13 protein-coding genes are annotated in these 14,309 nt (G+C 52.9%); 5 read left to right on the forward strand and 8 right to left on the reverse strand.

Translation table 11 applies throughout. The features are described from left to right. Positions 1–8: 8 nt before the first annotated feature. From FHR27_RS08180 to FHR27_RS08190, 3 genes are all read left to right on the forward strand, one after another. Entirely contained in the window at positions 9–467 is a 459-nt protein-coding gene (locus FHR27_RS08180; RefSeq protein WP_179538269.1) for an Hsp20 family protein, read from the forward strand. Positions 468–1,469: 1,002 nt separating this feature from the next. Further along, on the forward strand, positions 1,470–1,718 hold the full coding sequence (locus FHR27_RS08185) for a DUF1652 domain-containing protein (protein ID WP_257027059.1): 249 nt from the start codon (positions 1,470–1,472) through the stop codon (positions 1,716–1,718). Between the two features lie 45 nt (positions 1,719–1,763). Further along, positions 1,764–2,018: a hypothetical protein gene (locus FHR27_RS08190; protein WP_179538271.1), complete on the forward strand. Its 255-nt coding sequence runs from the start codon at positions 1,764–1,766 to the stop codon at positions 2,016–2,018. A gap of 125 nt (positions 2,019–2,143) precedes the next feature. On the opposite strand, the gene FHR27_RS08195 is transcribed toward FHR27_RS08190, so the two are convergent. Both FHR27_RS08195 and FHR27_RS08200 read right to left on the reverse strand, forming a co-directional pair. Continuing rightward, positions 2,144–2,695, reverse strand: a complete 552-nt coding sequence (locus FHR27_RS08195) for an ATP-dependent Clp protease proteolytic subunit (protein WP_179538272.1) — start codon at positions 2,693–2,695, stop codon at positions 2,144–2,146. A 123-nt stretch (positions 2,696–2,818) separates the two neighbouring features. After that, the gene (locus FHR27_RS08200) at positions 2,819–2,992 is read right to left on the reverse strand and encodes a general stress protein (protein WP_179538273.1); all 174 of its coding nucleotides are present in this window, start codon (positions 2,990–2,992) and stop codon (positions 2,819–2,821) included. 516 nt (positions 2,993–3,508) lie between these two features. Between FHR27_RS08200 and FHR27_RS08205 the strand changes: the two genes are divergently transcribed. Continuing rightward, a complete protein-coding gene (locus FHR27_RS08205) occupies positions 3,509–3,748 on the forward strand; it encodes a DUF2188 domain-containing protein (RefSeq protein ID WP_179540061.1) in 240 nt (79 codons plus the stop codon). A gap of 93 nt (positions 3,749–3,841) precedes the next feature. Here the strand turns inward: FHR27_RS08205 and FHR27_RS08210 are convergent, their stop codons facing one another. The 6 genes from FHR27_RS08210 to FHR27_RS08235 form a co-directional block, all read right to left on the reverse strand. After that, positions 3,842–7,969, reverse strand: a complete 4,128-nt coding sequence (locus tag FHR27_RS08210) for a CheR family methyltransferase (RefSeq protein ID WP_179538274.1) — start codon at positions 7,967–7,969, stop codon at positions 3,842–3,844. Positions 7,970–8,255: 286 nt separating this feature from the next. Then, on the reverse strand, positions 8,256–9,026 hold the full coding sequence (locus tag FHR27_RS08215; RefSeq protein ID WP_179538275.1) for an alpha/beta hydrolase family protein: 771 nt from the start codon (positions 9,024–9,026) through the stop codon (positions 8,256–8,258). Continuing rightward, a complete protein-coding gene (locus tag FHR27_RS08220) occupies positions 9,013–10,107 on the reverse strand; it encodes a DUF3182 family protein (RefSeq protein ID WP_179538276.1) in 1,095 nt (364 codons plus the stop codon). The genes FHR27_RS08215 and FHR27_RS08220 overlap by 14 nt, the downstream gene beginning before the upstream one ends. Before the next feature lie 117 nt (positions 10,108–10,224). After that, positions 10,225–11,130, reverse strand: coding sequence for an SDR family oxidoreductase (locus FHR27_RS08225; protein ID WP_179538277.1), 906 nt, complete (start codon positions 11,128–11,130; stop codon positions 10,225–10,227). A 324-nt stretch (positions 11,131–11,454) separates the two neighbouring features. Then, a complete protein-coding gene (locus FHR27_RS08230) occupies positions 11,455–11,931 on the reverse strand; it encodes a CinA family protein (protein ID WP_179538278.1) in 477 nt (158 codons plus the stop codon). Positions 11,932–12,365: 434 nt separating this feature from the next. After that, on the reverse strand, positions 12,366–12,590 hold the full coding sequence (locus FHR27_RS08235) for a PLD nuclease N-terminal domain-containing protein (protein WP_179538279.1): 225 nt from the start codon (positions 12,588–12,590) through the stop codon (positions 12,366–12,368). A gap of 828 nt (positions 12,591–13,418) precedes the next feature. On the opposite strand from FHR27_RS08235, the gene FHR27_RS08240 reads away from it, so the two are divergent. Continuing rightward, positions 13,419–14,276: an SDR family oxidoreductase gene (locus FHR27_RS08240; RefSeq protein ID WP_179538280.1), complete on the forward strand. Its 858-nt coding sequence runs from the start codon at positions 13,419–13,421 to the stop codon at positions 14,274–14,276. The last annotated feature ends 33 nt before the right edge of the window (positions 14,277–14,309 follow it).

Consider the following 14,309-nt stretch of genomic DNA (forward strand, 5'->3'; position numbering starts at 1 on the left):
ATTACGCAATGGCTAATACCCTTTCGCTGGCCCCACTGTTCCGCCAGTCTGTAGGCTTTGATCGTTTTAACGACCTTTTCGAATCGGCGCTCCGTACTGAGACCGGGAATGCCTATCCGCCTCACAACGTCGAAAAGCATGGCGATGACGAATACCGAATTGTCATTGCTGCCGCTGGTTTGACCGAGGCTGATATGGATATTCAAGTCGAGAAAGGCGTTTTAACCGTCGCCGGCGGTAAGCGCGAAAGCGATACGAATGTGACCTACCTCTATCAGGGAATCGCACAGAGGGCGTTCCAGTTGTCTTTCCGCCTGGCCGATCACATCGAAGTCCAGGGCGCGTCACTTAGCAACGGATTGCTCAGCGTGAACCTGCTGCGTGTTGTACCGGAGGACGCCAAGCCTCGGCGCATCGAGATTGCTGATGCGACCAAGCCAGAGCTCAAAGCAGTAAGCTCGCAGTAAGACAGTAAAGAGGCGCTCCTAGGAGCGCCTCTTTCATCAGGCAAAGGCTGTAACTAATCAGCTCGTAGCAGGGGCAGTCTGCATGGTCTAGATTGCTATTTACCGATTGATCAGAGATGCATCGTGGATAATCCGAAGATTCAAGCTTTCGCCAGCAGGTACGCAGCTGCGCTTATCAATAGCGCACCGCCGAGTGAGGCAGATCTGTCACATGAGGGGTTCTCCCATGATGAGCGCGAGGCCGTTTACCGGGTGCTCAACCAGATCCGCGAGCGACTAATTACCGAGGCCAAGGTTCTGGAATCGCTTTAAGCGACCAACCGTGGCACAGGCTTGTGCTCTATATCAAACTCTACCCGCGAGTCGCTGGAGAGAATACGCAAAAGCGGTTCTCCCAAAGTGATGACGTCTCCCACTGTGCACGAGCATGTTCTAGTTCGTGAATGCCTTTTGCGATCAGCGCGGCTCATACTGCGTCGGATCGTTGAATATGCGTTTCTCTGTCTGAAATGAATCAGCTCGGCTGCATCAACCGGCCGGAGATGACACGCCATATACGCTCCCTGCCAGCTCTAACACCCGATGATTCCTATCAGATAATATTTACCGATAGGGGCACAAGCGTGTCGGCGTACGACTCAAATACAAAAAAATTCAAGCGGTTTGCTGCTAGCCTCTCGGTAGCATTGGCAATGTCTTTTCGACTATCCGGTTGTCCGCACGTTCTACGTCACCGGGCATTAAAACTAATCTATAAATAATCTCAGGCTGATATCAGCCATGCATCAAGATGATGGCAAAACGTTTTATAGCGTGGAGCTTTGATAGCCACTCGGCAGCCAACTGGGGAATCGACTTGCAACATCAGAAATCTTGGACGATATTTTTATGACGATAACGCATCCCTTGATACTCAGATGCCTATCAAAACATCATGTAACCAGAATGTAGCAGCATGATAATTAATGCGTGCTAGTCCGGATTAGAGGTAATAGTAAAATGATGTCTATTTTAGAGCAGAGACAAATAATTGAATCCGCTTTTTTGCCTCTGCATTGCCATTGCAAAATTGATGCGAATGACTCCGTAACAATCGAAATAAAGGATTCACATTCGGGCCAGGTTCAGTTGATTGTTGCTGGTCTGAAGCGAAGCAACCTGGACTCTTCAAGATCGATATCGCAATTGGTTCTGGAGGTGAGACAGCATTTGCAGGAGGGCTCCCACGCCAACAAACGGACAACAGCTTAAACGCACGAGCCATTTTAAAGCCACTACCCACGACAGGTGATTAAAATGAACAATGAGCACATGCAGGAATTCTGGGCCAAGCATCGCGTTCAGGTGCTTGCAAAAGCACTTTCGATAACCCCGGAGGATGTGGACATGTGGGTAATAAGCGATTATCCAGAAAACCAAGACGGCGGCTCGGGATATGGACACATCGTGGAGTTCTCGGACGATGCACCACCAGCGCTGCTCGAAAGAGTTGGCGGCTCTCCGGTAAGAATCGAATCACTTGCCTATAATCAAGGGCTCGAAGGTGCTTGAGAAAAGCTGGCAGTCGGAAGACCAAACCTGAGTAAACTGTTTTTCTCCATAGGAGGCGGACGCTCAGGTTAAAAACCTCGAGCAGCCTATGCCAGATCACTGCGAGACAGCAAACGATTACATAATTAATTATGTACACACCAATTCACCGCATCTGCCGACATCTCTAAACAATCGATGTCGTGGATAAGCCCCGCTCTCAACGCCTCTGTTGCATTGAAAATCTGCGGTGAAGCCTTAAGGTATTCACTGACATCTAACGGTTCCCTGTTGCAGCTGGTACGCTCGCTGACAATCCGCGCATACAGATCAAGGTCGTAATCCAAACTCATGGCGTATTCCGACATCCTCGCATGATCGACCGAGCCATTTAAGTTCCAATGGAATGGATGAAAGAGAAATTTGCTGTATTCGCAGGCGGTGCGTCGCTCGCCAGCGAGAAAAATGATATTGCCCATCGACTCTACCGTACCTAGGTTGTGCGTGCGGACGACAACCGGCAACGATATCAGAAAGTTATAGAGCGAGAATCCGTAACTGCACTCTCCTCCCATAGTTGCTATCTTTATGACCAGTTCATCTGCGCCTTGTTGTATCGCCTGGGAGCAGCGGTCAATGAATTTACCGCAAGTGGCGGAATTAATGGGGGCCGTGAAATGAATAACGTGGCTGACCATATCTAATTTCCTACGCCATATGGAATCCGTTGCAACGGTGTGGGCTGCGGTAGCTCTCTAGAATAAATACCATCTCATATAGACAAAGGCCTGCATCAGCAGGCCTTTGCATATAACCGCGCATTAACGATTGGTGCCCCCGTGGCTAATCTGGCCACCTTTGCGACCGGCTTCGGATGCCTTTTCGCGGTCATTAGCGAAATTACCTCCGCTGTTTTGCCCGCCCTTGTGGCCTGCCTCGGATGCTTTTTCACGATTATTGGCAAAATTACCAGGATTTGTATTTTTGGTAGTCATTTTCTATCTCCAAATAAGTTTGTATTTTGTAAAGCAACTGCCTTACAGAGATTAAGAAACAGGCACACTCCATTAGTTCTACATTTAGTAACGACTGTCGACGAATGGCTAGCTTAATATCACGCCAATATCATTAATGGGATAGATAGTTAAAATATGCGTCGACCTCACCTATAAAATCAAGCCACTTTGATATCACCGTATTAAGTTTAAAACTTAGTCAACATTTCCACTCTTTCGCAACCATGAGAAATAACAAAGTTAAAGCTGGCCCGGGCCACTAGATGGTCTGCGCCATTTTTTAGTCGCCATAAATTCATGCATGCAATTTGCAATTGATTATTGCCAGAATAGTGCAACCTGCAAATATCAAAATGATTTCAACCTGCGCGGGACAACGCCATAGCAAGCCGAATTAATGGCATGAGATATGCTTCGAGAGCTGTCGCAACACTGCAAAATTAACGAGCTTTAAAGCTCCGAAACAGGAGAAGTCCGTTGAACATCTATCACGCCATGCCCGGAGAGCGGGGTTGGGAATTGATAAAGCAGGGCGCTACCCGTCCATCAAAACGCGCTCAATCGCGTGATGAGTTGGTAGAGACAATTTCTGAATTCATGATAAACAGACCGGGAGTAGTCAAGTTCTATTACGAGGATGGATCCTTGCAAGAAGAACGTACCTACTCACCCACGAATACAACCGAGTTCAGAAAAGCAGGCAACCGCCCGATAGTCCGTTCAGCCCTTTCCTGAGCATCCGCAATTTCGCCCGCGCGCTCTGCGGAACATCGAGACTATCTCTAAGCCTCGCGCTCCTTCGTCTACGCCGAAGGAGCACGGTATGGGTCATTCCGCCCTCTTTTTCTCCGTCATCACGTCGATCAGCACTTGCTCCAGCGTCTCGATGGATATTGGCTTGCTGATGTGAGCATTGAAGCCTGCTTCCAAAGCCGTTTCGATATCGCTCGACCCGCCATAGCCCGTAAGCGCTACTGCGGCAGTGTTCATATGCAGAGGCAGTTTTCGCACGTGCCGTAAAAGCTCATGCCCATCCATCCCAGGCATACCGATGTCAGAAAGAATCAGGTCGAATTCCTGTACTTCCAATAGGCCAAGGGCGGTGCTGCCATCATGCGCGATCGTGACAGAGGCGCCTTCCATCACCAGGAGTTCTTCCATGATCATGCAGATATCCTCCGAGTCGTCGACGAGCAAAATGCTTAAACCGGAAAAGTGTCCGCCAGCCTCGCTCGTGCTCACCACAGCTTCATCGTCTTTCTGATAAAGCGGTAGCCAGACACTGAAGGTCGCCCCAAGCCCTACGCCCGGCGAGCTGACCTCGATCTTTCCTTGGTGCGCATCCACCAGCTCCTTGACCAAAGCCAAGCCGATGCCTAACCCGTTCTTGCGCACAGAGCGACGGTGATCGCTAACCTGCCCGAACAACTCGAATATCTTTGGCAATGATTCAGCGGCAATCCCCTCACCTTGATCGCGGACAGTTAGCTTCAGATAGTCCTCGTCCTGGCTTAGCCCCACATGCAGCACGCCGCCGTTCTCACTGAACTTCAAAGCGTTGTTCAGCAGATTCCAGATTATCTGCTCCACACGTATCGGGTCTGCGTCTGCAACCAGGGGGTCGCTGCCCGCTGCCGGCATCTGCATCGTAATAGCGATGTCCCGGTCAGTGGCTTCGGCCTGCAAGACACCGACAATTTCTTCGATGCACGGCTGCAAACTCACAGGAGCAAGGTTCAATTTGAACTTACCGGTGTTGATACGCGACAGATCAAGCAGGTCATCAATGATGCGCGCCTGGCTGCGTACCGAGCCAAGAATTGTATGAACAGCCCTGGCCGCAATGGCCTGCGTCTTGACTACCGACAGGCGCGACATCAGCTCGGCGTTTAGCTGAATCAAGTTCAGCGGGTGCTTCAGCTCGTGGGACATCATGGCGAAGAACTCATCTTTGAGCCTGTCATTCGCCTGGTTCTGCACCAGAAGGCTCTCCTGCTCCGCTTCATGGTGCTTCTTGTCGGTGATATCGCGGCCGATCTTCGCATAGCCATGCAAACCGCCGTTGGACAAGGACGTCAGGACGCTGCTGCAAAAGAACTGGGTGCCATCCTTGCGCACATGCCAGCGGTCATCTTCTGCCCTGCCCGCCTCCAATGCCGTACTCAACTCTTTTTCAAATATACCCGCCGCGCGGTCTTCATCACTATGAATAAGCCCAGCGGAGCGACCGATCATTTCCGCCTCGGCATAGCCATAAAGCCGCTCAGCACCCAGGTTCCACCCCGTCACATGACCTTTCGAATCCATGGTGATGATGCTGTAATCTTGGGTCGTTTCCGCAGCCAGACGAAGCCGCTCCTCTCCCTCTTTGACCCGATCCTCGGCAAGCCGCCGTTCGGTAATGTCAATGAAGGTAAGTACCGCCCCATCTATGATGTTTTCCGTGGTGCGGTACGGGAGCATGCGCGCGATGTACCAACGCTGCCCCGAGCTCGCGACTTCACGTTCGATGAGGCGCAGCGATTCGAATGCTGTCGAGGCATCATCGGCCATGTCGGCGTAGTCGAGGCGATGAGTGATATCGAGTAGCGAGCGGCCGACATCCGAGTTGATGATGCTGAATATCTCGGAGGCACGAGGCGTGAAGGACTTTATGCGCATGTTGCGGTCGACAAAGACGGTAGCAATATCCGTGGAAGCAATGAAGTTCTGCAGATCGTCATTGATCTGGCCGGTCTCTTCGACCTTGGACTTGAGCTCCTGATTGACGGTGATCAATTCCTCATTGATCGACTGCAACTCCTCCTTGCTGGTTTCCAGCTCCTCGGTCGTTGATCTCAGTTCCTCGTTGATGGCCTGCAGTTCTTCGTTGGACGCCTTGAGCTCTTCTGTGGAGGTTTCAGCCTGCTCAATGGTTGATTGAAGCTGCTCCTTGGTGCTCTGCAGCTCTCTCTCCAACTGCGACAACACGCTGTCCTTGCCCTCTTTTGGCGAAGAGGCTGCATCCGCGCTCATGGTTTCTTCGACTTCGTCGAACAGAACCAGAGCGAAGTCGGCGTCCATGTCGCGAAAGGGTCGGGCAATCATGTTGATGTAATAACTGCGCTCGTCACGCTGATGCCGTACCCGACGCGCCTCCACACTCTTGCCCGTGTGGAATGCCTGGAACAGTGCTGTACGCAGCTCCAAGCGCAGCGATGGGTGAATCAAGGAGAGCAAGTTATGAGAAGGCTCACCGCCCACATAACGTAAAAAGCGCCCCGCCTGATCGGACATGTGCACGATGTCCGATTCGTGATTGACGATTACACTCGGCGGCGCATATTGCTCAAGCACGCGCTGATGTAGATCGGCGAAGGAAATTTTCCGGCGCTCGGGAGATGCGGTTTGGCTGGTACGCACCGACGCCGTGTTTGCTTCGAAGGGTAACGGTGAACTGGGACGAATCTGGGCAGCGCCGGCCTTGGCACGGTAGATACGGTTTTTCTTGTCGACAGGTGTGAACAGCTCAAGACAGATATCGGCCGACTCGGAACTGCCGAGGAACAGATACCCACCTGGCAACAGGGCGAAATGGAACATCTGTAGGATCTGCGCCTGAACATCACGGTCGAGATAGATGAGCAAGTTCCGGCAAGAAATCAGATGCAGCTTGGAAAAGGGGGGGTCACGCAACAGGCTATGCATGGCGAACAACACGCGCTCGCGTATCTCCTTCTTGACCCGATAGCGCGACTGCTCCTTTGTAAAATACTGGCGCAAACGCGCTGGCGAAATATCTGGAAGCACCGACTCTGGGTACAGTCCAGTACGGCCAGTGGCAATGGAATGCTCATCGATGTCAGTAGCGAAAACCTGATAGGTACAATCGCGCTGGCTGTATGCGATCTGATCCGCCAGCAACATGGACAATGAGTACGCCTCTTCCCCCGATGAGCAGCCGGCACTCCAGACCCTGACAGCTTCACTTTCGGACGGAATGTCGAAAAGACGTGGGATGATGTCGCGCTCAAGCGTTTCGAAAGCTTCGCGATCACGGAAGAAGTTGGTCACCCCAATCAGCATGTCGTCGAGTAGCTTCTTCGACTCTTCGGTGTGCTCCTGTAAAAATGTACGGTACGCCGGTAGGTCATTGACGCGGTTGACCTGCATCCGTCGCTCAATTCGCCGCAAGACCGTTGCCCGTTTGTAATGCTTGAAGTCATGGCCGGTACGCGTGCGCAGGAGCGTGAGGATTTCTTTCAGAGCAGCCTCGGCAGCGTTCGCCTGCTCGGGATCTTGAATACGCTGATGAGGGGTTGGAATGTCTACATCCGCGGGTAGCTGGATGTTCCGCATGGTGTCCCACAGCTCTATTAACTTCTGCGGAATTTCAATCACGGGGAGGGTGAAGTCGACCTGGCCTGTTGCAATGGCGCTGCGCGGCATATCGTCGTATTCAGCGTCGCCCGGCGACTGGGCAATGGTTACCCCGCCCTGCTCTTTGACGCGAGATAGCCCCGATGAACCGTCGCTACCGCTACCGGTCAGGATCACGCTGATGGCCCGCTCCTGATGTGCATCGGCCAGCGTACGCATGAACAAGTCGATCGCAATATTGCGAGGCTGATTTTCGGGCATATCCGTTACCCGTAAATAACCATCGTTCATGGTCAATTGTTTGCCAGGTGAAATCAGATAAATGCAGTTGGGTTCGATGGGCACCGGCTTGCTCACCTGACGAACTTTCATCTTGGTGGCTTTCTGCAGGATGCTGTCGGCGTTGCTTTCGTGGGTGGGAGACAGGTGCATGACCACCACGAACGCCATGCCATTGTTGCTTGGCATGTGTTCGAACAACCGCAATAAAGCGCTCAGCCCTCCTGCTGATGCGCCCAGCCCGACGACTGGAAATCTCAAGTGGCTCGGTTCAACCGGTGTAGAGGGAGTTCCAGCATTACGCGTGGGCTTGCTCATCCATGGTCCTAATTGTTGTCCCGCGTACGGGAGACCTCAGTGAAGAGTGTGGCGTGATTGAAAGCGACCTAATCAGCCCCGGCTGGGAGTAACGATGTTCTGAAGCCCCTCATAGAGAAGCTACGTAGAACAGCGACGAAGTATTGAATTTATTATAGCCAGCGAAGCCAACGCGGCGTGAAAAATCTGCCGGTACGCACCGTCAACACAGCGGGCCCGTGATATTAAATTGCCGCATTCCACCAACTTATTTTTAATTTGGAGAGTTCGGCCAGAGCAGGCAGATTCATGAGTAATACGCGGAGTAATAAGGATAATCAGCAGTGCGTGAACCAACGATCATTTCGCTCAGCCAATTGGTCAATATCGCCGTATATGCTTTTTGATCACTGTCTTGCGTTAATGCATGATCAGCACCATTCATTATGCGATGCGATAACGAATGCGCTTTTTCAAACGAGGCCCGATAATTCATTAAAGTGGTATGCGGAACGAAATCGTCGAACTCGGATTCAACAAGCAACGCGTCACCCGTGAATTTAGCGCAGGCACTCAGTGCTCTGTTCTGAGCTGCAGTGAGAGCCGACCGTCGATACTGCGCTAAACGCTCACGATCCAATGATTGCTTGGGACAGCTCCATTCTTCATCCCAATACAGCGCCGGCACACGCAACGCCAACCAACGCACGGCGCGAAGCTCTGTGAGGATGGCAGACAGGTAGCCGCCGTAGCTGGTACCTATGACCGCAATCTTCTCGGGATCAATAGTTGGTTGGCTCACCAGGCGGTCGTAAGCAGCAACGATATCGGCCAGGCTATCTTCACGCGATACCCTCTGCCTGCTGGCAGCAGTCTGTTCGTGACCACGCATGTCAAACGTCAGGCATACGCAACCGAACCCAGCAATGCCCCTGGCCCGCGCTAGGTCGCGTTGTTGGTTGCCACCCCAGCCATGAACAAAAAGCACACCCGGCACCTTACGTTCAGGCGACATCAAGGTGCCCACCATGAGCTCGTTCCCAACCTCAATATTGATCTTTTCGCTATGTGCGGCCATCGGTTTCAACCTTCACGTATCTGCTGAGCGTCCCATGGGGAGCGATGTAGCGACGTTGAAGCAGTTGCGCGCCCGATGGCGCATCATCGCTGTAGGACTCGTAGGTACTGGCACATACCTGTGACAGCTGAGGATCTTGCTGCAGGGCCTGTAGCGCGACGAGCTCCGCGGCGCTGGCACCGCCAAGCCGCCATGACTGCTCCAGAACCCCGGATCGCTGACAACCGGAATGGTCAACGCCCTGGGCGATGTCATAATTACGCCTCGATGCAATCAAGCCATAAATCTCAAGCGCTGCCTGTTCGTAGCACTGCGCCTGATCAATGGCTTCGCGCGCCTGAGCATCGAGTGGCAGAGCCTGCAGCTCTGCATAACCGCCTCGCACTATGCTCAGCTTCGAGCCGCCGTAAACCTCATGCCCGTTATCATCACGAGTCAGTCGCTGCGTGCCAAAATAGCTCGCGGTAATGCCTGCGACAGTCACCTGCCCCACGCTAAACGTCGCGACACGTTGCAGATGCTCCTCGAACACCAGACCCCACTGCTTCACTTCTTCAGCGTCCTGACCGTCGAGACACGCCTCCAATTCGGCCTGGTCTGCAATCAATTGCTGGCCGCGTCCGGCTCTTCCACGCACTGGCTTAATTCTCACTGGCCCGTTATGCAACAAGCGCGTCGCTGCATGCCTTGCATCCTCCAGATCGAAAGCCGTGTTGCCGGCCAATACCGAGGATTTAATACGAGCATGAAAAGCGGCGCTCCAACCTTCAGGTACGTGCCTGGGCTCGTCGATCAACGGATGGCTGATGGCCTTGGTTGCCATGAAGGGTTGCGGCACCGCACCACCAAAAAAATTCTCCGCTCGGCCTATGCCAAGGCGACCTATGGCCTCTAAGCCGATGACCGTGTCGGAGGGCAACAAGTAACAGTCGTCATTCGGGAGATCCTGACCACGCCAACCCAACAAAGGGATTGCCAATAGCGAGGCCAGCTTTTCGCCTAGCAGTAGCTGCATTTCAGCGTCGTGCTCAGGCAATGCCGCATTCATATCAATCAATGCAACACCTCTTGTGCTCGTCATAGCCGATCCGCCTTACGTGATATGCGCGTGAGAATCACCTTTGCGACTGCGGGCCCCTACACGCCGTTGAGTGTCCCGATGTATGAGGGCGCAAAGGTGATTACGAGCTGTACTGAGTTACGGGAGAGGATTGCCGCCCGTTACACCAAATACCTCGCCAGTGATGTAGCTCGATTCCTGTGAAGCGAGCAGGACATACAAGGAGGCGCACTCCGCAGGCTGGCCAGGTCGCTTCATGGGCGTCTGCGAACCAAACGTGGGAATCTTCTCGGCGGGTTGACCAGCGGTAGGCTGCAACACTGTCCAGATTGGCCCTGGGGCCACGGCATTGACACGAATGCCCTGGTCGATCACCTGGCCGGCCAGGGCTTTTGTGAATGCGACGATAGCGGCCTTGGTGGATGCGTAGTCGAGCAGCGTCTTGGAAGGATCGTAGGACTGAATCGAGGCGGTGTTGATGATCGTGGCGCCGGCGGGCATATGCGGAACGGCAGCTTTGCACAGCCAGAACATCGCATAGACGTTGGTCTTGAAGGTGTCATCGAACTGCTGCGTGGTCAGGTCACTAATATGATGCTGGGCTATTTGCTTGCCTGCGACATTGACGAGGATGTCCAGACCGCCAAGGGCCTCCACCGCATTTGCGACCAACGAGGTGCAGAATGCTTCGTCCTTAAGATCCCCGGGCAAAGCGACGGCCCGCCGCCCTTCCGCTTCTATTAGCTTCACAACCTGTAAGGCATCAGTCTCTTCCTCTGGCAGGTAATTCAATACGATATCTGCACCTTCGCGGGCATAGGCAATCGCAGCAGCACGCCCAATTCCAGAATCCGCGCCAGTGATCAGAGCCTTGCGACCGACCAAACGACCAAAGCCCACGTAGCTCTGCTCACCGTGGTCTGGTTCCGGAACCATCCGTTGGCCGAGTCCAGGCTCTGGCTGTTGCTGGGAGGGGAACTCGGGTTGCGGGTACTGAGTGAGGGGGTTTTGCATAGCGTACTGATTTTGCTGGTTACGGGTCATTACACATACTCCTTCGAGCGGGTTCATCACTAAGCCGTCAGGCGCCACCTCAATCGCTTAAGCCATCGCTGCGGAGCGCCGACGTTAAAGTTAGGAAGCAGCGCTTTATGATGAAGTTCAACCCATTGGAGTAGCGGTAGTAGTGCTTGCGAGAGCTCAGCAAAATCATTCTGAGAAAACGCTCACTGGAATAGTTGAAGGAATCCCCAGCGACTGTTGGATGAGCTTTTCCACCTAGCGGCTGTCGATACCAGCCAAACGGCAATTAAGCAGCCAGGCTCAAAATTTATCCGCTCTTCGCCTAGCCGTTTGCTTTGCAGAAGCTCAAGGATGCCACCGGAGAATTCCCTTGAGCGCGTAAAGCGCACTGTTCAGTTGCACCTCTTTGCGACTGCCAAAAAAGCGCTCCTTCCGGGTGACGATTTGCGTGTTTCCATTATCCTGAAACGCCCACGCGAACCAAACCGTGCCAGGCGGCACGCCGTCCATCGCGTCATCGCCTGTAACCCCGGTGGTGGCTACTGCAACGTTGGCAACGCTGTTCATCAGCGCCCCCTTCGCCATTTCTACTACCACCTCTTCGCTGGTCAGCCCAAACGTATCCATGGTTAATTGGCTGACTTCGAGCTCGCGCGCTTTTGCAGAAGGTGAATACACCACATAGCCGCAATCCAGGCAGCTCCCGCAGCCCGATGCCTCAGTAAGCAGAGCGGCTATGCGCCCGCCTGTACAGGATTCCGCGGTCGATAGGACGCTGTTGCGTTCTTGTAAAAATTCGACGACTAACTGCGGGACGTCCATTCTTACTGCCTCTTTGTTACTACCGATTACATAAAGGCACCCGAAATTTGCTTTTGTTTCAGCCTGATGGATCAACGGCTCAAGTTATAGCGCCTTAAACCCGAAGGTGCTCGGACATGAGAGCGGCCCACTCGAATCTAAGAGTTGATCGCGCGCGGTTGGCAGGGGTGGAAGAGCCGATGCTGGCTGGAGATCAAAATATGTTGGCGAAGACCAGTGTTTATGGTTATAGACCGGAAGAGATCAGGTGGATAAAGCGCGCAATTTTTCATGATGAACGGCAAGTTTCGATAGGCAGACATGCGCGTCATCACTCGCTGCTGATAGTAGGAACTATGCCCAAACTCTGGCTAAAACCAGGTTTCCGGCGGCGAGCCCTTACTCACTCTGCTCCGCCTTAGGAAAAGCTAGTCAAGCGAGTGACAACTCTTCGGTCACTTACTTTGCTCTGGAGATGTCGGGGGTTTAGGCATGCCGCGCGGCCCTACAGCTCCCCAAATTATTAGGCCAATGACAGGCAGGCAAATAATGATCAGCGTCCACAGCCATTTGGTGGCGGGACTTTTATCGCTCTGCCACAAGTTCATCACTGCCACCAGATCAATAAAAGCGATGACCACAGCGCTACCAATTATAAAATACCAGTAGGTCTCTCCCATTAGACGCCCTCCTATTCAATCAAACGAAAAGGCCCCTTTGAAGAGCCCTCACCTAGCTGCGACTTACCCTGTTCTCGGTTTGAGGCTTGGCTGGTCGCCTTTATGGCCAGCTTTGAAGGCGCTCTCATGGTCATTAGCGGAGTAATCAGGGTTGTTGACAGCCATCGTCCCTCCTCCATTAAATCATCGTGATGCGAGGCCATACGCCTTACAGAGAATACGAAAGATAGTGTATGAGAATAGTTCGGGTAAAAATCCAGAGCGACGACAAGCGGTAGTTACGATGGCAAATTGATTTCAAACTGGTATCAACAAGGTCTTACATCAGGCGCCCAATATCAGAATGATGCTGGAGAAAAAATTAGCGGAAAACTTGCATCAAGGATGTTTTTGTACAATCATTTTATTGCACACTGCAATCTTGGTAACGATAGTGTCCTTCTATCAGACCAAAAGGATTGCTTTAACCCCGCTCAAGCAGCGGGGTTTTTTAATTGCTCTCGTCCGTGGAGTCAAGACAACGCCCGAGCATTACATTCACGAGATTTGCCATCCGTATTCAAAATCAACTTTTGCCGGCATTTGCTCGACTTGTCGAGGCCTGAGCCGCCTTCAACCCCCTCTTCTACCTGACTTAGTTTTTATATTCACACACGAGAAACCATTTATATGGATAGAGAATGTTCCTATGAGAGTGCATGGGAATAGACGAGTGGAGCACAGATTCTACCTTTCATCGACACACGCCTCGATTGATACAACTTTTAAGCATGGCTCCTTCTCCTAAGAGGATAGATAGAAATCCCTATCTACATAGGAGATATGGCAATGACTACTTATCCGACTCCACCCTTTCCGGAGCAACCTCAACCGGTACCGGGATCACAGCGTAAAATGCAGCCAGAACCAGACTGTGGGGAGCTCTCCTATGTCGGCAATGGTCGCTTGAAGGGTAAAGTCGCACTGATCACCGGAGGCGATAGCGGTATTGGCCGCGCCGTCGCCATTGCGTTCGCCCGCGAAGGGGCGGACATCGCACTTGCTTATTTGGAAGAGGAAAAAGACGCTCGGGAAACCGCACGATGGATTGAAGAGGCCGGGAGACAATGCTTGCTATTACCTGGCGACCTCGCATACAGAGCGGTGTGCCTAGAAACCGTGGCGACGACAGTCAAGCAATTCGGCAAGATCGATATCCTGGTCAACAACGCGGCCTTCCAGATGACTCGCCAATCGCTCAACGACATCCCTGACGAGGAGTGGCTGAGAACCTTTGATGTGAACATCACTGCCATGTTTCGTCTCTGTCAAGCCGCTGTGCCCTCGATGCCCCGAGGAGGCTCGATCATCAACACCACCTCGGTCAACTCCGATGACCCGACACCGACGCTGCTCGCCTACGCAACCAGTAAGGGGGCGATCGCTAACTTTTCGGCGGGTCTCGCACAATTGCTCGGCCCTCAAGGGATTCGGGTCAACAGTGTCGCCCCCGGCCCTATCTGGACTCCATTGATCGTATCTACGATGCCAGCAGAGGCCGTAACCAGCTTTGGTGAAAAGACACCATTAGGCCGTCCTGGTCAGCCAGTGGAGGTGGCGCCAATCTTTGTTTTGCTAGCCTCCGACGAAGCGAGCTACATATCGGGTTCCCGATATGCTGTCACGGGTGGTAAGCCGGTTCTCTGAAGCCCCAAGCGGTGATCCGCCAGGGTTTTTAGC

It is taken from the genome of Pseudomonas flavescens (assembly GCF_013408425.1).
In the GTDB taxonomy this organism is placed as follows: Bacteria; Pseudomonadota; Gammaproteobacteria; order Pseudomonadales; family Pseudomonadaceae; genus Aquipseudomonas; species Aquipseudomonas fulva_A.

Bases quoted from the DNA above. Each gene is read 5' to 3' on its own strand.
- FHR27_RS08215 (WP_179538275.1), bottom strand. From the start codon at position 9,026: ATGGCCGCACATAGCGAAAAGATCAATATTGAGGTTGGGAACGAGCTC.
- FHR27_RS08230 (WP_179538278.1), bottom strand. From the start codon at position 11,931: ATGGACGTCCCGCAGTTAGTCGTCGAATTTTTACAAGAACGCAACAGC.
- FHR27_RS08225 (WP_179538277.1), bottom strand. From the start codon at position 11,130: ATGACCCGTAACCAGCAAAATCAGTACGCTATGCAAAACCCCCTCACT.
- FHR27_RS08235 (WP_179538279.1), bottom strand. From the start codon at position 12,590: ATGGGAGAGACCTACTGGTATTTTATAATTGGTAGCGCTGTGGTCATC.
- FHR27_RS08180 (WP_179538269.1), top strand. From the start codon at position 9: ATGGCTAATACCCTTTCGCTGGCCCCACTGTTCCGCCAGTCTGTAGGC.
- FHR27_RS08240 (WP_179538280.1), top strand. From the start codon at position 13,419: ATGACTACTTATCCGACTCCACCCTTTCCGGAGCAACCTCAACCGGTA.
- FHR27_RS08205 (WP_179540061.1), top strand. From the start codon at position 3,509: ATGCCCGGAGAGCGGGGTTGGGAATTGATAAAGCAGGGCGCTACCCGT.
- FHR27_RS08200 (WP_179538273.1), bottom strand. From the start codon at position 2,992: ATGACTACCAAAAATACAAATCCTGGTAATTTTGCCAATAATCGTGAA.
- FHR27_RS08195 (WP_179538272.1), bottom strand. From the start codon at position 2,695: ATGGTCAGCCACGTTATTCATTTCACGGCCCCCATTAATTCCGCCACT.
- FHR27_RS08210 (WP_179538274.1), bottom strand. From the start codon at position 7,969: ATGAGCAAGCCCACGCGTAATGCTGGAACTCCCTCTACACCGGTTGAA.
- FHR27_RS08190 (WP_179538271.1), top strand. From the start codon at position 1,764: ATGAACAATGAGCACATGCAGGAATTCTGGGCCAAGCATCGCGTTCAG.
- FHR27_RS08185 (WP_257027059.1), top strand. From the start codon at position 1,470: ATGTCTATTTTAGAGCAGAGACAAATAATTGAATCCGCTTTTTTGCCT.
- FHR27_RS08220 (WP_179538276.1), bottom strand. From the start codon at position 10,107: ATGACGAGCACAAGAGGTGTTGCATTGATTGATATGAATGCGGCATTG.